Here is a 21,533-nt window from a genome sequence, read left to right as displayed (position 1 = left end):
GGCTTAAGGCTTCGCTTTATAGTTGCGCACAGCGCTCAGGCTGTCCGACAAAGTGGGCATGTCGATCGCCAGATTGCTTGCCTGCACTTGACGCAGCAAGGCTTGCGCGGTCTGGGTCGACTTGGCGCGGGTGTCGAAATACTTCACCAGCGCATCCTGGGCCGCGATCAAGTCGCTGCGGAACGCGGTTTCATTGCGCGACAGCAAGGCCATGCGCGCATTCAGCAGGCGCAGCTTGATGTTTTCTCGCAGAAAATACGACTGGCTCGGCGACAACATCAGCGCATCCGGCGTATCGACGCTGCGGATGCGGATCAACTGGCGCACATCGATCCACATTTCGCTGCTCCAGCTATGCCAGATGTCTTGCAATTTCAGCAGGAAGGGATTGCCGGCGTCCGGTTCCGGCCCGACCAGCGCGCCCTTGGCCGCGGCCTTGGCCCTGGCCGGACGCAGCGGCGCGGCCGGCACGCTGGGCTTTTCATCCGACAACATCGGCAGCAAGTCGATTTGCCCGATCACCGCATCGAGGCGCAAGGCGACGCCGGTCGAATCGACGCTCGGCAACGCTTTCAGTTTTTCCGTGTCGCGGCCGATGGCGCGGCGTATCGTGATGAATTGCGGCTTGTCGGAACGCGACAGGCTGCGGTCGGCGTTTTGCAGCGCGATCAGCGCGCCCGGCACGTTGCCGGCCAATTGCAATTGCTGGCTGGCGGTCGACAGCACTTGCTCGATCTCGGTCAGCGCCCATTCGTCGCGGTTTTTCGACAAATCGTTATACAGTTGTTCCAGCGCCATTTGCTGGCTTTGCGCCTCGGACTGGCGGCTTTCCAGCGCGCCTACCTTGATTTGCAATTCCTTGTTGGCTTCCACCACGCCGCGCGCCAGCGTGCCGGTTTCGGCATTGCTGACATCGCCTTTTTGCAGGCGCTTGGCGACTTCTTCGCGCAGGTTGCTGATTTTCCTGCTGCTGCTCCAGGTTTGCAGGCCCAGCAGCACGGCCAGGATGATGACGGCGACCGACATCGGCTTTTGCAGCGTGTCGAGCAGGCTGGGCGGCGCCAGGCCGGCCGGCGGTGAAATTTTGACGGCGCTGTCCGCCGCCGCCGCGCTATGCGCGGCGGCGTTCGGATTGGCGCCAGGGTCGGATAATGTAGGCATGTCGTTCATGGTCGTGATTGTAACGCGGCCAGCACACGTTCGTCGCCTGATCCGGTCAGGGTCAGGCGGGTAAAACCCAATTCCTTGGCGGTCTGGGCAATCCGGGCGTGCGGGATGATCAAATGCTGCTGTTGCATTTTCGCAACAGCAGTTTCTTGCGGTGCGCCATTCCGCGGCCGTCCCGCTGCACTAGCGTCAATTTCTTGCAGCAAACCGCGCAAACCGCGCAACGCTTCCGAGCTGGTGATGATCCAGTCGTTTTCGCGCTGCAACAAGCCGAGCAGCGTCGCTTGCAAGGCGGGAGTCAGCGGCGGCACGCGGCGCCGGTAGGCGGCGATGAAGGTGACTGCGGCGCCGGCCTGGCGCAAGCCGTCGGCCATCAGTTCGCGGCCGCTTTCGCCGCGCACGATCAGCACCTTGCTGCCGCGCAAGCTGTCCAGGTCCAGCGTCATCAGCAAGTGTTCCGAATCGCTGTGCGCCGCGTCGAACGGGCTGATGATGTCGGTATTGTCCGGCGTGACGCCATGCGCGGCCAGCGCCAGCCGGCTGCCCTCGCCCAGCACGGCCAGTTTCAGGCCGGCCGGCCATGACCGGATGTGGGCAAACGCGGCGTCGATCGCATTCGGCGACACGAAGGCCACCAGGTCGTAACCGGCCAGCCCGGCCAGCGCGGTTTTCAATCCGGCCTGGTCGTCCAGCGCCTCGATTTCCAGCAGCGGCAAGATGCATACCGGACGTCCCAGCGCGGCGACCCGTTCGGCCAGCGGCCCGGCCTGGGCCAGCGGCCGCGTGATCACCACGGTATCAGCCATGCGGCGTCAATCCCTCGTGCTGGTCCGGCTGCACCGCGCACGACAGCAGGATGCCGGCCGCGTCCTGCGCGCGCAGCACGGCGGCGGCTTGTTCGCCCAGCGCTTCCGGCGCATCGGCCGGGCCGCTGACGTCGGCAGTGGCGATGCGCTGGCCATCCGGCGTGGCAACCAGCGCGCGCAGGCGCAGCGTGGCGCCGTCCAGCGTGGCGTAGGCCGCCAGCGGAATCTGGCAACTGCCGCCGAAGATGCGCGACACCTTGCGTTCGGCCAGCGACACCACTGCGGTGGCGCTGTGGTTCAGCGGCGCCAGCAGGCGCATCAGGTCGACGCCATCATGCCGTTCGCCCATGATTTCAATCGCCAGCGTGCCCTGGCCGGCGGCCGGCAGGCTGTACTCGGGATCGAGCAAGGCGCGGATGCGGTGCGCCAGGCCGAGCCGGTTCAAGCCGGCCGCGGCCAGGATGATGGCGGCGTAATCGCCACGGTCCAGCTTGCCCAGCCGGGTGTCGAGGTTGCCGCGCAGCGGACGGATTTCCAGGTGCGGATAACGCGCCGCGACCAGCGCCTGGCGGCGCAGGCTGCTGGTGCCGACCACCGCGCCGGGCGGCAGCGCGTCCAGCGATGGATAATCGTTGCAGACCAGCGCGTCGCGCGGGTCTTCGCGGTCGAGGATGGCGGCCAGGCTGTAACCTTCCGGCAAATCCATCGGCAAATCCTTCAGGCAATGCACGGCCAGGTCGGCGCGGCCATCGGCCATCGCCACTTCCAGTTCCTTGACAAACAATCCCTTGCCGCCGACCTTGGACAGGGTACGGTCGAGGATTTGATCGCCGCGGGTGGTCATGCCGAGAATCTCGACGCTGCACTGAGGATATAATAAAGCCAAGCGGTCGCGTACATGTTCAGCTTGCCACATGGCAAGCCGGCTTTCACGGGAGGCGATTACCAATCTGGATGGAATATTTTGCGTCAATTCGGATGAGTTCAAAACAAGTTCTTTCGCTGTCGTTGTGGCTATTAATTCGCTGTTAATTCGCTGTTAATCATTGCTAATGAAACCTGACCGGTAAAAACCAGTTATTCGCGCTTGATCAAGATCACAAATTTTATCATGCGACTCCTTTGCAGACTGCGGCCAAAAGCCTTTGCACCACTTAATCTCATTCTTTCGTTCATTCATTATGGTAAAAGAAGCTAGTGCAACAGACGTTCAAACGGGCTCGGACAAAGACGCTCCGCTCAAAGAAGACATCCGCCTGCTCGGCCGCCTGCTCGGCGACGTGCTGCGCGACCAGGAAGGCGACGCGGTGTTTGCCGTGGTCGAAACCATACGCCAGACCGCCGTGCGCTTCCGCCGCGAAGCCGACGCCAGCGCCGCGGAAGAACTCGATGGCTTGCTGAAACAATTGTCGCGTGAACAAACCATTTCGGTGGTGCGCGCCTTTTCCTACTTTTCCCATCTGGCCAATATCGCCGAGGACCAGCACCACATCCGCCGCCGCCGCGCCCATTTGCTGGCCGGCTCGCCAGCCCAGCAAGGCAGCGTCAATTATGCGCTATGCAAGCTCAAGCATGCCGGCGTGTCGAAGGAGACGGTCGACACCTTCTTCAAGGAAGCGCTGATTTCGCCGGTGCTGACGGCCCATCCGACCGAAGTGCAGCGCAAGAGCATCCTCGACGCGGAACACGACATCGCGCGCCTGCTGGCCGAGCGCGACTTGCCGCTGACGCCGAAAGAGCGCATCGCCAACCTGCAAATGCTGCATGCGCGCATCGCCACGCTGTGGCAAACCCGCATGCTGCGCTATTCCAAGCTGACCGTCAGCGATGAAATCGAAAACGCGCTGTCGTATTACCGCATCACCTTCTTGCGCGAATTGCCGGGCCTGTACGACGATATCGAAGCCGACATCGCCAGCCAGTATCCGTCAGACAATGGCGGAGAAGAAAAGATCGACGCCTCGTCGGTGCAGATGGGCAGCTGGATCGGCGGCGACCGCGACGGCAACCCGAACGTCAACGCCGGCACCATGCAGCACGCGCTGGCGCGCCACGCCACCACCATCCTCGACTTTTACCTGGAGGAAGTGCATGCGCTGGGCGCCGAATTGTCGATCTCGACGCTGATGATCGGCGTCGATCCGGCGTTGCAGGCGCTGGCCGACCAGTCGCCGGACGCCTCGCCGCACCGCAGCGACGAACCGTACCGGCGCGCGCTGATCGGCATCTATGCCCGGCTGGCCGCCACCGCGCGCTTCCTCGGCGCGACCAATATCCTGCGCAAGGAAGTCGGCGCCGCCGCGCCCTACCAGGCCGCCGGCGAATTCTCGGCCGACCTGCAAGTGCTGGTCACGTCGCTGCAAGACAACCATGGCGCCGCGCTGGTCAAGCCGCGCCTGGCCACGCTGAAACGCGCGGCCGACATTTTCGGCTTCCACCTGGCCTCGCTGGACATGCGCCAGACCTCCGACATCCATGAGCGGGTACTGGCCGAGCTGTTCGCCAAGAGCGCCGTCGAAAGCGATTATTCGGCCCTCGGCGAAGCGCAGAAGGAACAGTTGCTGCTGTCCGAACTGGCCCAGCCGCGCTTGCTGTATTCGCCGTACATCACTTACAGCGAGGAAAGCGATTCGGAATTATCGATCTTGCGCGCGGCCAAGGAAATCCGCCAGCGTTATGGCGACCGGGCAATCCGCAACTACATCATTTCGCACACCGAAACCGTGTCCGACCTGCTGGAAGTGATGCTGCTGCAAAAAGAAACCGGCTTGCTGCGCACCGACTGGGCCAGCGGCGACAGCGAGAGCGACCTGATGGTGATCCCGCTGTTCGAAACCATCCCCGACTTGCAGCGCGCGGCCGACATCATGGGCCGCTTCATGGCCCTGCCACAAGTAAAACAATTGATCGCCAAGCAAGGCCAATTGCAGGAAGTCATGCTCGGTTATTCCGACTCCAACAAGGACGGCGGTTTCCTGACCTCCAACTGGGAATTGTACAAGGCTGAAATCGGCCTGGTCGACGACTTCAACAAGGCCGGCGTCAAGCTGCGCCTGTTCCATGGCCGCGGCGGCACCGTCGGCCGCGGCGGCGGCCCGAGCTATGAAGCGATCCTGGCGCAGCCGCGCGGCACGGTCAACGGCCAGATCCGCCTGACCGAACAGGGTGAAATCATCGCCTCCAAGTTTTCCAACGCCGACATCGGCCGCCGCAACCTGGAGTTGCTGGTCGCCGCGACGCTGGAAGCGAGCCTGATGCCGAGCCAGTCCGAATCAGGACCCGGCCGGCAACTGGCGCTGTTCGAGGCGACGATGGCGCAATTGTCCGACCTCGCGTATCACGCCTACCGCGACCTGGTGTATGAAACCCCGGGTTTCACCGAGTATTTTTTCGCCGCCACGCCGCTGGCCGAAATCGCCGAGCTGAACCTCGGTTCGCGGCCGGCCTCGCGCAAGGCGAACAAGCGCATCGAAGACTTGCGCGCGATTCCGTGGGGCTTTTCGTGGGGCCAGTGCCGCTTGCTGCTGCCCGGCTGGTACGGTTTCGGCAGCGCCATCGGCAGCTGGATCAACGCCGAGGATGGCAAGCACGGCGCCTCGAAAGACGACAAGATCGCCACGCTGCGCGCGATGTACCGCGACTGGCCGTTCTTCGCCACGCTGCTGTCGAATATGGACATGGTGCTGGCCAAGACCGACCTGGCGATCGCGTCGCGCTACGCGGAGCTGGTCAGCGATAGTGAATTGCGCGAACGTATCTTCAAGCGCATCACCGACGAGCATGGCGCGACCATCCAGTGCCTGGAGCTGATCACCGGCAATACCGAACGGCTGGCCGGCAATCCGCTGCTGGCGCGCTCGATCATGAACCGCTTCGCCTATCTCGATCCGCTGAATCACTTGCAGGTCGAACTGATCAAGCGCCACCGCGCGCTGTCGGCCGAAGCCAGGGTCGATGAGCGGGTCCATCGCGGCATTCAATTGTCGATCAACGGCGTCGCGGCGGGCTTGCGCAATACCGGCTGACGATCGCCGCCGCGTATTACCGCCACGGCGGAACCTGACGGTTCCGCCGTTTTTTATTACTCAAAAAGAAACTCAAAGTGACAAAACTCGCATTACTCGCATTACAATAGGGCTTCTATAGCGCTATCACATGAGCGCATGCGATAGCTCTATTGGAAAGTTGATGCGGAAATGGTCCATTGAAACATTGAGCCTGGTTGGCGTCGGTATCGTCTTGACGCTGCTGACCATGCTTGCGGCGCTGGTCTGGCACGATACGGCCTTGTCCAAACGGGCCGGCCTGCAAGTCGATCACTTGCATGAACGGGTCTCCTGGCTGGAACAAGTGCGTGCCGAGCTGTACCGCACCGAAAGCGAACAGCACCACTACCTGAACCATCCGGGCCCGTCCAGCCTGAAACGCCGCGACGCCAGACTGGCGCTGCTCGACCAGCGGCTCGCGGAAGGCAGTTGGCTGGCCACCGATTTACCGGAAAGCCACGCCCAGCTGCTGCGCCTGAAAAACCATATCCACCACCAGTTGCAACTCCAGCAGCCCGGCTCCACCTACTCCGATCACGACAGCGAACTGCACCTCAGCACCACCGCCTACCTGGAACAAGCCAATTGGATGATCGAACAAATCATCGACAATGAACGCGAAGGCTTGACCCACCTGAAATACAATGAAAGCAAACAAGGCCGGCAATTACGCTACAACCTCGCCGTGTTGCTGCTGAGCCTGGCGTTAGCCAGCGCCTATTTCCTGCTCAAGATCCGCAACGTGACGATTTCGCGCAAGGCCGCCCACCAGTTGCTGCAAATGAGCGAAACGCGCTACCGCCAAATCGTCGACACCGCCCACGAAGGCATCTGGCTGACCGACGCGCAGGGCCGGGTACTGCTGGCCAACCGCCGCATGGGCGACATTCTCGGCCTGCCGGCGGCCGAATTGCCAGGGCGGCTGGCCAGCGATTTCTTCGATAAAGCCACGCTGCTGCGGGTGTCGCCGCTCCAGCGCCAGGCCGCGCTGAGCCCGATGCGCGACCTGGAATACCGGCGCCAGGACGGCACGCTGGCCTGGGTCATCATCGGCGGACGCCTGCTGTATGACGAATACGGCGCCATCAGCGGCGAGCTGGTGATGGCCACCGACATTACCGAGCGCAAACTGACCGAACAGGCGCTGGCGATCGCCCACGCCGAACTGGAAAATCGCATCCGCCTGCGCACCGCCGAACTGCTCGACGCCAATAATCATTTGCGGGCGGAAATCGAGGTGCGCAAGGATACCGAGCAGGCGCTGGCGCAAAGCGAAGAACGCTTGCAGGAAATCATTTCGATGATGCCGCTGGCCTTGTTCCTGAAAGACGCCGACTCCAACATCATGCTGATGAATGACGCCTGCGAGCAGCAGTGGGGCGTCAGTTTTGTCGACCTCAGCGGCAAACGCGAGGCGCTGCATTTCCCACCCGAACAGATGCAGGTCTTCTGGGCCAATGACCGCGCCGCGTTTGCCAGCCGGCGCTTGCTGGTGCGCGAAGAACTGGTGTGGAATAAACAGCTGCAAGAAAACCGCCTGGTGCAGACCTACAAGAAGCCGATCTACGACAAGTCCGGCGCGCCGCTGATGCTGATCGCGATGGGCATCGACATCACCGACCGCACCCGCAATGAAGAGGCGCTGCAGCAATCGGTGATCCAGCTGCGCGAATTGTCGGCGCACCAGGAAAGCATCAAGGAAGACGAACGCCGCCGCATCGCGCGCGATATCCACGACGACCTGGGACAAAACCTGATGGCCCTGAAAATCGACGTGTCGATGCTGCATGCGCGCACCACCGACAGCCATCCGCGCCTGAACCGGCAAGTGCAGCGCGCGCTCGACACCATCGACGCCACCATCAAGTCGGTGCGCACCATTATTAACGACTTGCATCCCAGCACACTGGAACTGGGTTTGAGCCCCGCCATCGAATGGCTGCTGCGCCAGATGGAGCAGCGCAGCTCGCTGCGTTGCCGTCTGGCGATCCTGGACGACAGCGCCAGCGCCAGCCTCGACCAGCGCCTGACGCTGGCGATCTTCCGCGTGGTGCAAGAATCGCTGAGCAACATCATGCGCCACGCCCAGGCCAGCAAGGTCGAGGTATCGCTGAACATCAATGCCAGCAACATCGCCATCGTGATTGCCGACAACGGCATCGGCATGCAGCCGGACGACCAGCGCAAGGCGGCCTCGTATGGCTTGAAAAGCATACGCGAACGCATCAACGCCTTCGGCGGCGAACTGGTGATCGACAGCCGCCAGGGCGACGGCACCATCTTGTCGATCTTGCTGCCGGTATTCCGGCAGCAGCCGCACTGAAACGGCCTGGCGCCTCGCACCGGGCAGCGCATCGATGCGGCGATCTACGGCGCGGCACTTGAATCAAGGATGGCTTGCATCGATCACCAGGCAGGACTAAACTAAACAAACTTAGTTCACAAAGGTAATCTTATGCTTACGATCAATATTCATGAGGCAAAAACTCATCTGTCGAAACTGATCGAGCAAGCGGCCAAAGGCGAACCATTCATCATTGCCAAGGCCGGCAAGCCGATGGTCAAGGTCATGGCGCTGGACGCCCCGGAAACAGGCAAGACCAAACGTCTCGGCTTCATGGCGGGGCAAATCGCCGTGCCAGACGACTTCGATAGTTTGGGCAGCGCCGAAATTGCGTCGATGTTTGGCATACAGGAATGAAATTATTACTGGACACGCATTTATTGTTATGGGCTGCGGGTGATCCGAAACGTCTGAGTCCGCTTGCCATCGGCTTGATCGAAGGCCCGGAGAACACGCTATTCTTCAGCGCGGCAAGTCTATGGGAAATCAGCATCAAGCGTGGACTGGGCCGCCCGGACTTTCAAGCCGACCCCAGGCTGCTGCGCCGGGGGCTGCTGGACAATCACTATCAAGAACTGGCCATCAAGAGCGAACATGCGATTGCCATCGATAGCTTGCCGCTCATACATAAAGACCCGTTCGACCGCATCCTGATCGCACAGGCGATGATCGAAGGAATTACCCTGTTGACGGTCGATACCGTACTGGCGCAATACGCCGGACCAGTTCGCGTCGTATAAGACCGCATCAGCGAAATCAGGCGAACGCACTACCAACGCAAAAAAATGGGAAGCCGCAGCTTCCCATTTTTCATTTCATCTTTACCAACCCTTAGTTCTGGGTCAGGAAAGTTTTCAGCTTGTCGGAACGCGACGGCTGGCGCAGCTTGCTCATCGCTTTCGCTTCGATCTGGCGAATCCGCTCGCGGGTCACGTCGAATTGCTTGCCCACTTCTTCCAGCGTGTGGTCGTTCGACATTTCAACGCCGTAACGCATGCGCAGCACCTTGGCTTCGCGCGGGGTCAGCGAATCGAGCACTTCCTTGATTACGTTGCGCATCGATGCGTGCAACGCGGCATCCAGCGGCGCCAGCGTGGTGTTGTCTTCGATGAAGTCGCCCAGTTGCGAATCGCCATCTTCGCCCATCGGCGTTTCCATGGAGATTGGCTCCTTGGCGATCTTCATGATTTCGCGAACCTTGTTTTCCGGCATTTCCATCTTCACCGCCAGCGTCGCCAGGTCCGGCTCGCTGCCGGTTTCCTGCATGATCTGGCGCGAGATGCGGTTCATCTTGTTGATGGTTTCGATCATGTGCACCGGCACGCGGATGGTGCGCGCCATGTCGGCGATCGAACGCGTGATCGCCTGGCGTATCCACCAGGTGGCGTAGGTCGAGAACTTGTAACCACGGCGGTATTCGAATTTATCGACCGCTTTCAGCAAGCCGATGTTGCCTTCCTGGATCAAGTCGAGGAATTGCAAACCGCGGTTGATGTATTTCTTGGCGATCGAAATGACCAGGCGCAAGTTGGCGACCGTCATTTCGCGCTTGGCGTGGCGGGCGCGTTTTTCGCCGGCAGCCATTTGCTTGTTGATCTTGCGCAGGTCGGCCAGCGGCAAGGCGACGCGCGCCTGCAAGTCGATCATTTTCTTTTGCAATTCTTTGACGGCAGGCACGTTACGGCCGAGGATGGCGCTGTACGGATACTTGCAATCGACTTCGCCATCGACCCAGTCCAGGTCGCACTCATTGCCTGGGAACACTTTGATGAAGTGGGCGCGCGGCATGCCGCATTTGTTGACGCACAATTCCAGCACGGCGCGTTCGATATGGCGCACTTCCTCCATCTGGCCGCGCAAGGTGTCGCACAGCTTTTCGACTACTTTGGCGGTGAAGCGGATACCCAGCAATTCCTGGGAAATCGCTTCCTGCGCCTTCATATAGGCTTTCGAGCCGTAACCGTCGGCCGCCTTGCGCATTTTTTCGTATTGGGTCGAAATGGTGGCGAATTTTTCCAGCGCATTCTTTTTCAATTGCGCCAGCTGCTCGCTCGAAAAACCGGCCGCGCCGCCATTGGCGTCGCCGTCTTCCTCTTCTTCCTCTTCTTCCTCTTCGTCGCCATCGAGCGTGGCCGGGGCCGACACCACCACCGGCGCCGGCGCGGCGGCTTCATTCAGGTCGACGAAGCCGTCGACCACTTCATCGACCTTGACTTCGTCGCGGGCGATTTTTTGCGACAGCGCGACGATTTCGGCGATCGTGGTCGGGCAGGCGGAAATCGCCTGGATCATGTCTTTCAAGCCGCCTTCGATGCGCTTGGCGATTTCAATCTCGCCTTCGCGGGTCAGCAGCGCCACGGCGCCCATTTCACGCATGTACATGCGGACCGGGTCGGTGGTGCGGCCGAAGTCGGAATCGACGGTCGACAAGGCGGTCGCGGCGGCGGCTTCGACTTCGTCGTCGCTGGTCACGGTCGCGACGTTGTCGGTCAACAACAAACTTTCCGCATCCGGCGCGCGTTCGTAGACCGCGATCCCCATGTCGTTGAAAGTCGCGATGATGCCTTCGATCGCTTCCGGATCGATAATATTTTCAGGCAATTGGTCATTGATTTCAGCATAGGTCAGGAAGCCGCGCTCCTTGCCCATGTTGATCAAGCCCTTGATTTGCTGGCGGCGGCGCTCCAGGTCCGCTGCCGTCGCTTCGGCATCGCCGGCCAGGGCGTCGGCCAGGCCGCCCTTGGCCTTGCGGTCGCGCGCTTTCGATACGGCCTTCAGTTCGGCGCGTTCGACCGCGTTCAGTGCCGCCACTTCATCGTTTTCCGGCGTGAATTCGCTCGGCTTGCGGCCACGGCGGCCTGGCACTTTCACGGTAGGCAAGAAGTAATTCGACGTGTCGATCGCGGCCAGCGCGTCGGCGTCGGTGGTCTTGCTGACGGCCGGGCCGGCGGTGACGATCACCACCGGCGCCGGCTCGGCCTTGGCCCGCACCACCTTCGAGCGGGCCGCCACCACCACCTTGGCGGTGGCGGCGCTTTCAGTCACCTTGCGCACCGTCGGCGCGATCTTGACGCTCGGCGTCTTGACCGGCGCGGCTTCTTCCGCCGGCACGGCGGTCTCGACTGCCTCAGCCGCCGGCTCGGCCGGCGCCGCTTCGCTGCCAGGCGCGACGATCAGGCGCGAACGGCTTTTTTTCACCACCGTCACAGTACCGCTGGGCGCTTCAGGATTCGCTTGCGCATTATCGATAAAGTAAGATAAAGTTGTTTTCGGTACAGCCAGCTGCGCCGAAGCAGGACGGGGAACTTTTGCGGACAACGTTAATGTTTTTGGCGTATTCTTCATTAGATATCTCTTAATGCGAGACCAGACGGTTTCGGCGCGAAGTGAATGATTCCACCTAAGCCTGCTGACCGGACTCGATGGAGCGTGTTGTTGCGGCTGCCGGCTAAGGGCCGCATCGTCGGTATATGGGGACGTTTGCGCGCCGCGCAACCTGGACAGGGCGCATGCTGACGCAAGACGTACGCAAATAATCGTCGATATATAGTGGCATTGCGATTGCGGAATGAAAAAAAGCCCGCTACCAGGACGGGCTTGAATCTATTGTTCTGTCAAGAACAGAGGAGAGTTGGATTATGCCTGACGGACAGTTATTTGGATAATTAATAGATCGCATAGCGGGTATCAATCAACCGAATAATGCACCACAACAAACATCAATAACAAACATCACCTAGCGACTACTTTTATCTTCTGCAAAACTGAGCTGGCGCAAACCAGTGATCAGCGCAAGCAGACATTATACACATTTCCTGCCCGCCGCAGTAGCTTCTTGACCATGAGCATAGCGTCATGTTGTCAAAAAAGACAATGCACTTGCCTGTGCCGCGTGCTATGCTCCCTTTTTACAGCTTAACCAATGAAGTCGATGAACACGCCTAGCCTTGCCCCAGAACCTGTAGCAACCGCCGCCGCCCCAACCGTTGCGGTGACCACTTCCGCCGCTGCGGCGCCGACCGCGCGCGCCCTGCTGAAACAATTCCAGGAACAGTTTGCGCCGTTCCGCGACTTCCTGCCGCTGTCGATCGGGATCGACAAGCAAATCCTGGCGCGCCTGCCGGAACTGGACCGCAAGCTGATGCGCACCGCGCTGGGCATCCACACCGGTTCGCTGCGCTACCTGAAAGTGATGGAAAAAGCCAAGGTGCGCTACGACCTCGACGGCACGGCCGGCGCGGAAGTGACGCAAACCCACCGCGACCACGCGACCCAGGTATTGCAACAACGCTTCAAGAAGGAAGCCGACCGCAAGAAAGCCGAACGCGAAGCGGCCGCCGCCGAGGAAGCCAACCGCCTGCGCGCTGAAAAGCTGAACCAACTGACGGCGAAATTCTCCCGCAAGGGCTGATACGGCTTGATGAATACGGAACCGGAGACTCTAGTCGTCTTGCCGCCCTACCAGGGCATCCAACTGGACCAGGTCAGGCTGGTCAAATCCGGCCACGATGTGCAAGCCGCGCTGGCTGCGCTGATGGCGGCCGACGCGGTCGGCTTCGATACCGAATCGAAGCCGACGTTCGTCAAGGGCGAAACCTCGACCGGCCCGCATCTGATCCAGCTGTCCACCGACGACACCGCCTACCTGTTCCAGGTCGGCCCGAATCCGCCATCCGATGTATTGAAAGCGCTCAAGGCCATCCTTGAGTCGCCCATCACGCTCAAGGTCGGCTTCGGCCTGTCCGACGACGTCAAGCGCTTGCGCCACAAGCTTGGCATTTCACCGGTACAAGTGCTGGACTTGTCGGTCGCGCTGCGCGGCGGCCAGCGCAACGATCTGGGCGCCAAGACAGCCGTCGCCAAGTTCTTCGGCATGCGCTTGCAAAAATCGAAAAAAATCTCGACCACCAACTGGGCCACCACCCGTCTCAGCGAAAAGCAAATCCTGTACGCGGCCGACGACGCCCAAGTGGCGTTGCGGGTCTACCGGCGCTGGCTGGCCGAAGGCGGCAAGGTCGCGCCGTCCAAGGCGCAGCGCGTCCCTGCCACGGCACCCGCTACGGCACCCGCTACGGCGCCCGCTACGGCACCCGCTACGGCCGCCATCATCATCGCCGACAAGCCGTAACACGGGCCGTCCCATCTGATCCGTACTTCTATTGCACAACTGAGCCTGTTTTTATGTTGTCATGCAGTATATTCTCGCGCTTGCGCACGCCGGGCCGGCGGCGCATTTTTTTGATGGGGTTGTTTACATTACAGGCGGTCTTTCTATGGTATTTTTTTCCAGCCCGGCCATCGGGCGCGCCATGCTGTGCTTCGCCATGGCGTCAAGCTTGCCCTCGCTGCTGCTGGCCGCGCCGGCGCCGGCCGTCTTGCCGGACACCATGGAACAGCGCCTTCAAGCCTGCATCGCCTGCCATGCGGCCAAGGAGCGCAACGACGCCTTCTTCCCGCGCATTTCCGGCAAGCCAGCCGGCTACCTGTATAACCAGTTGCTCAACTTCCGCGACGGCCGCCGCCAATATCCATTGATGACCTATATGGTCGACCACTTGCCGGACGCCTACCTGCGCGAAATCGCCGACTATTTTTCCGCACAACATCCGGCGCCGCCGCCGGCCCAGGCCAGCGGCGCCTCGGCCGGCACGCTGGAGCGCGGCCGCAGACTGGCCATGCTGGGCGATCCCGCCAAGAAAGTTCCGGCCTGCATCGCCTGCCATGGCCAGCAACTGACCGGCGTCGCGCCGGCGATTCCCGGCTTGCTGGGCTTGCCGCGCGATTACATCAACGCCCAGTTCGGCGCGTGGAAAAACCAGGTACGCCACGCCGACGCGCCCGATTGCATGGCCGAGATCGCCGCCCGGCTGTCGGAAGCGGACATCGCCGCCGTGTCGAGCTGGCTGGGCAGCCAGGCAACCAGCGCCGACATGCGTCCAGCCAACGCGATCGCCCTGCCGCTGCCGATGCACTGCGGCAGCGTGCCGCCATCAGCGGGAGCCGCCATCCAATGAAAAAACTGATACTCAGCGCCGCTATTTTGTTGCTGGCCGCCGGCGCCGCCAAGCGCGTCTTGTGGCCAGCCGACGATCCGATCCCGCCCACCACCAGCAGCGCCGCGCCGGCGCCGGCCGAATTGATCGCCCGCGGCGCCTACCTGGCCAAGGCCGGCGATTGCATGGCCTGCCACACCACCCGGGGCGGTGTGCAATATGCCGGCGGCCGCGCGCTGCCAACGCCGTTCGGCAGCGTCATGTCGCCCAATATCACGCCGGACCAGGAAACCGGCATCGGCAGCTGGAACGCCGACGATTTTTGGCGCGCGCTGCATAACGGCAAGTCGAAAGACGGCCGCCTGCTGTATCCGGCCTTCCCTTACACCAACTACACCAGGATACGCCGCGCAGACAGCGATGCGCTGTACGCCTTCTTCCAGTCGCTGCCGGCGCAGCGCCAGGCCAACCGGCCGCACCAGTTGCGCTTCCCGTACAACCAGCAAATCATGCTGGCCGGCTGGCGCGCGCTGTACTTCACGCCGGCCGTGTTCCGCGAAGACACCGGACAAACCGTCGAATGGAACCGTGGCGCCTACCTGGTGCAGGGCCTGGGCCATTGCGCCGCCTGCCACAGCCCGCGCAGCGCGCTCGGCGCGTCCGACGACAGCCTGTCCGGCGGTTTGATCCCGGTGCTGGAATGGTATGCGCCGTCGCTGCGTTCGGATGCCGAGGCGGGCCTGGGCAATTGGCAAACGAAGCACATCGTCGACTTGCTGAAAACCGGCGTATCGCCGCGCGCCACCGTGTTCGGGCCGATGGCCGAAGTGGTGCGCGCAAGCTTGCAGCATCTGGAAGACAGCGACATCACCGCGATGGCGGTGTACCTGAAAACGCTGCCCGGACCGCAACAGCCGACAGCGCCGCCGCCGCGCGACGATACGCCGAAAGCGCAAGCGGTGCTGGCGGCCGGCGCCAGGCTGTATGACAGCCATTGCGTCGCATGCCACCGGGCTGACGGCAGCGGTTTTCCTCCTGGCTATCCGCCGCTGGCCGGCAACCGCGCGCTGACCACCGAAATAGCGGTGAACCCGATCCGCATCGTGCTCAACGGCGGCTTTGCGCCCGGCACGGCCGGCAACCCAAGGCCGTACGGCATGCCCGCTTTCGGGCCGGTGCTGAACGACCAGGAAGTGGCGGCGGTAGTGACTTATCTGCGCGCATCGTGGGGTAATAACGCGCCGCCGGTCACCGCATTGCAAGTGAACCGCTACCGCAGCGTGCCCTTACATTAAGAGCCTATCCCAGTAGATGAATACGCCCTCTTCTGGCGCTCCTCAAAACATCCATGGCGGCGTTGCATTGCCTTGTCGACCATTTGTACTGCCTACGGCAATGCGCCTTGCCCTGAGCGTTTTGTTCGGCGCTCTAAAACGTTAACGGAACTTGCTCTTGTAACCCGTCTTCAAGTCCAGCGCGAAGCGCACGCCATTGTCGCTCAGTATCACTTCATCGGGCGGTTCTTCGCCGGCCAGCGTGCCGGAAATCACCGGCAAGCCTTCGCCCTTGCGCATCAGCGGGTCGCAGCGTTCGTAGACATTCTTGCAGCCGGTGCCAGCCATCAACGCTTGCACGATCGCCACTTTCCAGGCGTCCACGCCGCCAGCCTGGAATTCGCAGATCAAGTAACCATCGGGGCCGCCAAACAATTCCGCCGCCAGCCCGGACAAGCCGTCTTCGTCGCCCTTGACCAGCGTCAGCAACTGGTTGGCGCCGGCTTTCTGGATGCCGGCGGCGCGCTTTTGCAGCGCGGCCTGGACCCGGCGCTTGATCAGCGCATGGTCGACCGGTTGGTTTTCTTCGAAGGTCCAGATCCGCGCGCGAATTTGCGACTTCGAATTATAGGCGGCACGGGCAATGAATTTCTGGGCCGAGGTTTGTACGATGGCGGTCGAACCCGGCTTCATTTTCTCTTGCGGCTTGCCGTCGACTTTTTCGATCGCCGACGCGTAGATCCAGCGCTCGCCGGCCAGCAAGCTTTTTTCCTTGCCCTGTTTGATGGTGATGATCAGCATGTAATTCCAGTGATAATGACCGGTATTGCCGGTCGGTGTGTCAATGCCGCATGATACCTCATGCCGTCCTGTCGCAGCAGCCCGCATTCTGTCCGGCCTGGCGTGCATTCTGTCGCAGCGCCGTTCCTATCCGGCCCAGCTTGCCTTACCATATACTCATTCACATACAGGATATGACCATGGCAACCACCCTCTCGCGCTCCGGCATCCTGGCCGGCATCATGCTGGCCTGCGGCGCCCTCGCCGTCACCTTGCCGGCCGCTTCCGTGTCGGCGTCGCCACTGGACTGGTTTTCCGGCAGCCGCATCAAAGGCAGCGGCAACTTGCAAAAGCAAACTCGCGAGCCCGGCCATTTTTCCGCGCTGGCGCTGGGCGTGCCGGGCAAGCTCGAACTCCGCTTTGGCAATACCGAAAGCGTGACGATTGAAACCGATGACAATATCCAATCCCAAATCGACACCGCGGTGGAAAATGGCGTATTGCGCATCCGCAGCGCCAAGCGCAACAGTAACTTCTCGCCCACTGCGCTGCGTATCGTGGTGCAGGCGAAAAATATCGACCGTATCACGGTCGGCGGTTCCGGCTCGATACACGCCGAGGTATTGCGCGCGCCGCGCCTGAAAGTTGAAGTCGGCGGTTCCGGCTCGGTCGACGTGGGCCAGCTGGACAGCGAATCGCTGTCGGTATCGATAGGCGGCAGCGGCAACTTCAAGGCGGCTGGACGGAGCAATGATTTCTCGGTCGCCATCGGCGGTTCCGGCAGCGTCAGTGCCGGCCGGCTGGAAGCCAGGACGGTCAATATCAGCATCGGCGGCTCGGGCGAAACGACCGTATGGGCCAGGCAAGCGCTCGACATCAGCATCGGCGGCTCGGGCGACGTCAGTTATTACGGCGCCCCGCGACTGAGCCAAAGCACCCACGGCAGCGGCCGCGTGCGCAAGCTTGGCGAGGCGCCGAATTAAACTTTGCGGAGCGGCCCTGGCGGCTAAGAGCCTATCCCAGTAGATGGATACGCCCTCTTCTGGCGCTCCTCAGTAGCGGGGACTGCGTTGATCGTCGTCGCGTGGCCCGCCACGCGTCCTCCTCACGCCTGGTCCGCGCTACCGATGCGCGGCCAGCAGAAGACGCTCACTACTGGGATAGGCTCTAACTAGTGGCTGACTACGGCGCCAGCCGGCGGGAAATAGGTCAACGCCTTGACCGGCACCGACAGCGCGATGCTTGCGCGCTTCTTGTTCTGGTCTTCGACCACCAGCGTCAACGGCACGTTGTCGCCCTCCTTCAACTGCCGCTTCAAGTTCAGCAGCATGATGTGATAAGCGCCCGACGCCAGGTTCACCGTCTTGCCGGCAGGCAGGTCAAGGCCCGGCACCGCATGCATCTTCATCACCGTGCCGTTCATTTCCATCTGGTGGATTTCAGCGCTGCCGGCCACCTCGGCATGCACTTCGACCAGCCGCGCATCCTGCCGCGCCACCAGCTGCATGAAGGCGCCGGTCGATTTTGCCTGCGGCACGGTAGCGCGTATCCATGGCGCCGTCACCGTCACTTGCGCCAGCGCGCACGTGGCCAGCGCCATGCCGCCCAAAAAGGCGAGTATCTGTTTTTTCATGCCCTGCTCTCCCCAAACTTAACGCTGTGTCTTGACCGGCTCGCGGTCGATTTGCACCGTGGTCACGCTGTCGGTCAGCCAGATCTGGCCATCCTGTATGGTGCATTGCAATTGCATGGTGCGCTGCGCCAGCCTGGCCATCTCTTGCGCCGCATCGGACGGCAAGTTGATGACGGTCAGGTTCTTGGCGCGCTCCAGCTTATTGGCGATCTGTTTCCACCAGATATGGCTGGTCGCGCCATAACTGTACACGATCACCTGTTCGGAACGCCCGCACGCCTTCAGGATACGCTTTTCATCGGGCTGGCCGACTTCGATCCACAACTGGATCGCGCCGGTCAAATCCTTCAGCCACAAGTCCGGCTCTTCGGTGTCGAACAAGCCCTTGGTGAAACTGAGCGCCTCGTCGGCATGGATCGCGTACGCCAGCAGGCGCACCATCATGCGTTCGTCGGTTTCCGACGGGTGGCGCGCCAGCGTCAGCGCGTGATCCTGGTAATAATTGCGGTCCATGTCCGCAATTTGTAAATCGGCTTTGAAAATCGTTGCTTTGAGGGCCATCGTGTACGTCTGCCTAACTGGTATGAATATGAATGATTATTTGAAGACGACAGTCTTGTCGCCATTTTGCAAAATGCGGTGTTCGACGAACCATTTGACGGCGCGCGCCAGCACCACGCATTCGACGTCGCGGCCGATCGCGGTCAGCATGTCGGCGTCCATCGCATGGTCGACCCGCTCCACGTCTTGCTCGATGATCGGGCCTTCATCCAGCTCGCCGGTGACAAAATGGGCGGTGGCGCCGATCAGCTTGACGCCGCGGTGATGCGCCTGGGCATACGGTTTCGCGCCCTTGAAGCTCGGCAAGAATGAATGGTGGATATTGATCGCCTTGCCGGCCAGCGCGCTGCACAGGCCCGGCGACAGGATTTGCATATAGCGCGCCAGCACCACCAGGTCGACCTTGTGGGTCTGCATCAAGTCGATGATGCGCGCCTCCTGGGCCAGCTTGGCTTCTTGCGGCGCGCCGGTAGCCAGCGGCAAATGGTGGAATGGAATGTTGTAGCTGGCCGCCAGTTGGTAAAAATCCATGTGATTCGACACGATGGCCGGGATGTCGACCGGCAGCAAGCCGCTCTTGTAGCGGAACAATAAATCGTTCAGGCAATGGCCGATCTTCGACACCATCAGCATCACGCGCGGCTTGTAGTGCGCATCGTGCAATTGCGCGCTAAAACCCAGGGCTTTCGACAACTCGGCAAAATCGGCGCGCAATTGCACGTCGCTGACCGCGCTGTCTTCCAGCGAAAAATGCACGCGCATGAAAAACAGTTGCGATTGCTGGTCGCCGAACTGCGCCGAATCGATGATGTTGCAGCCGTGTTCGGCCAGGAAGCCGGAAACCCGATGCACGATACCGCGCTGGTCCAGGCAAGACAGAGTCAGAATATATTCGGGATGCGTCATGGTCGCGGCAGTATGAAATAAAGGGACGGCGTAAAGGAACGGCGCGATCATCTCGGCCGGGGCCGTATTGTCGCATGGCTGGAGAAAAAAACACGGTTTTTGAAAAATAGTACGATCGTTCAATTTTGCGGTATAGTGTCATATATACACCTTCTCAAAGGATTAAAATGACAACGACAGTATTGGAGAACCTGCAATTCCGCCTCGCTTCGCGTCCGGTCGGCCCCGCCAAGGCCAGCGACTGGCAGCAAATGACGCAAGTCGTGCCAGCCATCAACGATGGCGACATCATCATCAAGACGCTGTACCTGTCGCTCGATCCGGCCATGCGCGGCTGGATGAACGACGGCAAATCGTATATCCGCCCGGTGGCGATCGGCGAAGTCATGCGCGCCGCCGGCATCGGCCTGGTGGTGGCGTCCAAATCGCCCAAGTTCGCCGTCGGCGACCACGTTTCCGGCGCGCTCGGGGTGCAGCAATACTGGTCCGGCGCGGCCGACGACAAGGCCGGCGCCTTCATCAAGGTCGATGCCGGCCTGGCGCCGCTGCCGACTTATCTGAACGTGCTCGGCATGCCCGGCCTGACCGCTTACTTCGGCTTGCTGGAAGTGGGCCAGCCAAAAGCCGGCGAAACGGTGGTGGTGTCGGGCGCGGCCGGCGCGGTCGGCATGACGGTCGGCCAAGTCGCCAAGCAACTCGGTTGCCGCGTGGTTGGCATTGCTGGCGGTAAAGACAAATGCGATTTCGTCGTCGACCAACTGGGCTTCGACGCCTGCATCGATTACAAGGCCGGATCGGTCAAGGATGGTTTGAAACAACATTGCCCGCAAGGCGTGGACGTATATTTCGATAACGTCGGCGGCGACATCCTCGATGCCGTGCTGACGCGCATCAACAAGAAAGCGCGCATCGTCATTTGCGGCGCCATTTCGCAGTACAACAACACCACGCCGGTCAAGGGCCCGGCCAACTACCTGTCGTTGCTGGTCAACCGCGCACGCATGGAGGGCATCGTGGTATTCGATTACGCCGACCGCTTCCACCTAGGCATCAAGGCGATGGGCCAATGGCTGCAGGAGGGCAAGATGAAAAACAAGGTCGATATCGTGCAGGGCCTGGAAAACTTCCCGCAAAGCCTGGCGATGCTATTCGAAGGCAAGAACTTCGGCAAACTGGTGTTGCAAGTAGCCGACGAATAATTTCTTGCGCTGTTAGCCGGCCCGCGATGCGTCAGCGATTGCGGGCCGGCCTTGCCGGGCTTGCTTGCCCCCTTCCCTTCCTCCCGGTGTTGCGCTTGATACGGCGCAAAACATCATCCCCCCCTGCCCCGCCTTCGCAGCGATACGACAGAACCGTGAGCATTCGCGGAACTTGCTGAACCAGCTTACGTCTACCCCTTTGCTTGTTTCAAGCTCCGCTTCATCCCTTGTTCGGATGGTCTTTTACATTCAAGAATTTTTATGAGGTATTGATATGTTTATGCAAGCCATTACGCCAGCGATTAAATCCCATATGGAAGTACAACTGTCGTTCATCACCGATCTGTCGCGCAAGATGTATGACACGATGCAACGCGTCAGCGCATTGAATCTGCGACTGGCGCAAGACCTGGTCGACACCGCCAACCACACCAGCCAGCAAATGATGACCGCGAAAGACCTCAATGAATTCGCGTCGGCCGCCACCACGCAATTGCATCCGGCCAGCGAAAAACTGCGCCAGTACCAGCAGCAAATGGCCAAGTTGATGGCTGACAGCAACGTTGAAATCAGCAAGACCGCGGAAACGCATATTTCTCAGGCAAGCCGCAGCGCCGCCGCGGTGGCCGATGAAATTGTCCGCAGCGCATCGGCCGAAACGGAAAAAGCCACCCAGCGCCAGCGTGATGTCATGACACAAATGAATGAAGCGGCGCGGCGCGGTTTTGACGTTTTGCCGCAACGGCAAAACGGCAAGGCGCCGCCAACGCATTAAAAGCCCGCAACAGGGCGCTTTGCCGGCCGGGGGGGAAAGCAGCATGTCG

At 61.1% G+C, this 21,533-nt stretch carries 19 protein-coding genes; 11 read left to right on the top strand and 8 right to left on the bottom strand.

All coding sequences use genetic code 11. From position 1 onward, the window contains the following. Window positions 1–3: 3 nt before the first annotated feature. From GJA_RS06640 to hemC, 3 genes are read right to left on the bottom strand one after another with little or no spacing between them, the layout of a single operon-like run. Window positions 4–1,170 (bottom strand): uroporphyrinogen-III C-methyltransferase, encoded by a 1,167-nt coding sequence (locus GJA_RS06640; protein WP_038490167.1) that lies wholly within the window; start codon window positions 1,168–1,170, stop codon window positions 4–6. Further along, on the bottom strand, window positions 1,167–1,973 hold the full coding sequence (locus GJA_RS06635; protein ID WP_038490165.1) for a uroporphyrinogen-III synthase: 807 nt from the start codon (window positions 1,971–1,973) through the stop codon (window positions 1,167–1,169). Before GJA_RS06635 ends, GJA_RS06640 begins: the two co-directional genes overlap by 4 nt. Then, window positions 1,966–2,946, bottom strand: a complete 981-nt coding sequence (gene hemC, locus GJA_RS06630; RefSeq protein WP_038490162.1) for a hydroxymethylbilane synthase — start codon at window positions 2,944–2,946, stop codon at window positions 1,966–1,968. Before hemC ends, GJA_RS06635 begins: the two co-directional genes overlap by 8 nt. A 208-nt stretch (window positions 2,947–3,154) precedes the next feature. On the opposite strand from hemC, the gene ppc reads away from it, so the two are divergent. The 4 genes from ppc (at window position 3,155) to GJA_RS06610 (ending at window position 9,103) form a co-directional block, all read left to right on the top strand. Continuing rightward, entirely contained in the window at window positions 3,155–5,998 is a 2,844-nt protein-coding gene (gene ppc, locus GJA_RS06625) for a phosphoenolpyruvate carboxylase (RefSeq protein WP_038490159.1), read from the top strand. A gap of 163 nt (window positions 5,999–6,161) precedes the next feature. After that, a complete protein-coding gene (locus tag GJA_RS26015; protein ID WP_061301623.1) occupies window positions 6,162–8,342 on the top strand; it encodes a PAS domain-containing sensor histidine kinase in 2,181 nt (726 codons plus the stop codon). 132 nt (window positions 8,343–8,474) lie between these two features. Beyond that, entirely contained in the window at window positions 8,475–8,720 is a 246-nt protein-coding gene (locus tag GJA_RS06615; protein ID WP_038490157.1) for a type II toxin-antitoxin system Phd/YefM family antitoxin, read from the top strand. Next, the gene (locus tag GJA_RS06610) at window positions 8,717–9,103 is read left to right on the top strand and encodes a type II toxin-antitoxin system VapC family toxin (RefSeq protein WP_038490154.1); all 387 of its coding nucleotides are present in this window, start codon (window positions 8,717–8,719) and stop codon (window positions 9,101–9,103) included. The genes GJA_RS06615 and GJA_RS06610 overlap by 4 nt, the downstream gene beginning before the upstream one ends. 91 nt (window positions 9,104–9,194) lie before the next feature. Here GJA_RS06610 and rpoD read toward each other — a convergent pair whose 3' ends face one another. After that, window positions 9,195–11,708: an RNA polymerase sigma factor RpoD gene (gene rpoD / locus GJA_RS06605; RefSeq protein WP_038490151.1), complete on the bottom strand. Its 2,514-nt coding sequence runs from the start codon at window positions 11,706–11,708 to the stop codon at window positions 9,195–9,197. Between the two features lie 577 nt (window positions 11,709–12,285). Here rpoD and GJA_RS06600 point away from each other — a divergent pair. The 4 genes from GJA_RS06600 (at window position 12,286) to GJA_RS06585 (ending at window position 15,651) form a co-directional block, all read left to right on the top strand. Beyond that, entirely contained in the window at window positions 12,286–12,774 is a 489-nt protein-coding gene (locus GJA_RS06600) for a ProQ/FINO family protein (protein WP_038490148.1), read from the top strand. Between the two features lie 9 nt (window positions 12,775–12,783). Continuing rightward, window positions 12,784–13,491 (top strand): 3'-5' exonuclease, encoded by a 708-nt coding sequence (locus GJA_RS06595; RefSeq protein WP_051780385.1) that lies wholly within the window; start codon window positions 12,784–12,786, stop codon window positions 13,489–13,491. A 145-nt stretch (window positions 13,492–13,636) separates the two neighbouring features. Continuing rightward, window positions 13,637–14,377 carry a c-type cytochrome gene (locus GJA_RS06590; protein ID WP_051780383.1) on the top strand — a complete coding sequence of 247 codons (741 nt, stop codon included), beginning with the start codon at window positions 13,637–13,639 and terminating at the stop codon, window positions 14,375–14,377. Next, complete coding sequence (locus tag GJA_RS06585; RefSeq protein ID WP_038490144.1) at window positions 14,374–15,651, top strand: cytochrome c; 1,278 nt, start codon at window positions 14,374–14,376, stop codon at window positions 15,649–15,651. Before GJA_RS06590 ends, GJA_RS06585 begins: the two co-directional genes overlap by 4 nt. A 141-nt stretch (window positions 15,652–15,792) precedes the next feature. On the opposite strand, the gene GJA_RS06580 is transcribed toward GJA_RS06585, so the two are convergent. After that, window positions 15,793–16,431, bottom strand: a complete 639-nt coding sequence (locus tag GJA_RS06580; RefSeq protein WP_038490141.1) for a class I SAM-dependent rRNA methyltransferase — start codon at window positions 16,429–16,431, stop codon at window positions 15,793–15,795. 179 nt (window positions 16,432–16,610) lie between these two features. Between GJA_RS06580 and GJA_RS06575 the strand changes: the two genes are divergently transcribed. Continuing rightward, a complete protein-coding gene (locus GJA_RS06575) occupies window positions 16,611–17,393 on the top strand; it encodes a head GIN domain-containing protein (protein ID WP_038490137.1) in 783 nt (260 codons plus the stop codon). Between the two features lie 188 nt (window positions 17,394–17,581). Here GJA_RS06575 and GJA_RS06570 read toward each other — a convergent pair whose 3' ends face one another. Genes GJA_RS06570 through purU form a run of 3 tightly spaced genes read right to left on the bottom strand, consistent with a single transcriptional unit; the run spans window position 17,582 to window position 19,510 of the window. Next, window positions 17,582–18,043, bottom strand: coding sequence for a copper chaperone PCu(A)C (locus GJA_RS06570; protein ID WP_038490134.1), 462 nt, complete (start codon window positions 18,041–18,043; stop codon window positions 17,582–17,584). Window positions 18,044–18,061: 18 nt separating this feature from the next. Then, the gene (locus GJA_RS06565) at window positions 18,062–18,604 is read right to left on the bottom strand and encodes a YaeQ family protein (RefSeq protein ID WP_038490131.1); all 543 of its coding nucleotides are present in this window, start codon (window positions 18,602–18,604) and stop codon (window positions 18,062–18,064) included. 36 nt (window positions 18,605–18,640) lie between these two features. Next, the gene (gene purU, locus GJA_RS06560) at window positions 18,641–19,510 is read right to left on the bottom strand and encodes a formyltetrahydrofolate deformylase (RefSeq protein WP_038498928.1); all 870 of its coding nucleotides are present in this window, start codon (window positions 19,508–19,510) and stop codon (window positions 18,641–18,643) included. Between the two features lie 167 nt (window positions 19,511–19,677). On the opposite strand from purU, the gene GJA_RS06555 reads away from it, so the two are divergent. Then, window positions 19,678–20,709 (top strand): NADP-dependent oxidoreductase, encoded by a 1,032-nt coding sequence (locus tag GJA_RS06555; RefSeq protein ID WP_038490129.1) that lies wholly within the window; start codon window positions 19,678–19,680, stop codon window positions 20,707–20,709. A gap of 313 nt (window positions 20,710–21,022) precedes the next feature. Then, window positions 21,023–21,484 (top strand): phasin family protein, encoded by a 462-nt coding sequence (locus GJA_RS06550; RefSeq protein WP_242404464.1) that lies wholly within the window; start codon window positions 21,023–21,025, stop codon window positions 21,482–21,484. Window positions 21,485–21,533: the final 49 nt, after the last annotated feature.

Origin of the sequence: Janthinobacterium agaricidamnosum NBRC 102515 = DSM 9628 (assembly GCF_000723165.1) — a bacterium.
Taxonomy (GTDB): domain Bacteria; phylum Pseudomonadota; class Gammaproteobacteria; order Burkholderiales; family Burkholderiaceae_D; genus Janthinobacterium; species Janthinobacterium agaricidamnosum.
This window is presented reverse-complemented; position numbering and strand designations above follow the sequence as displayed.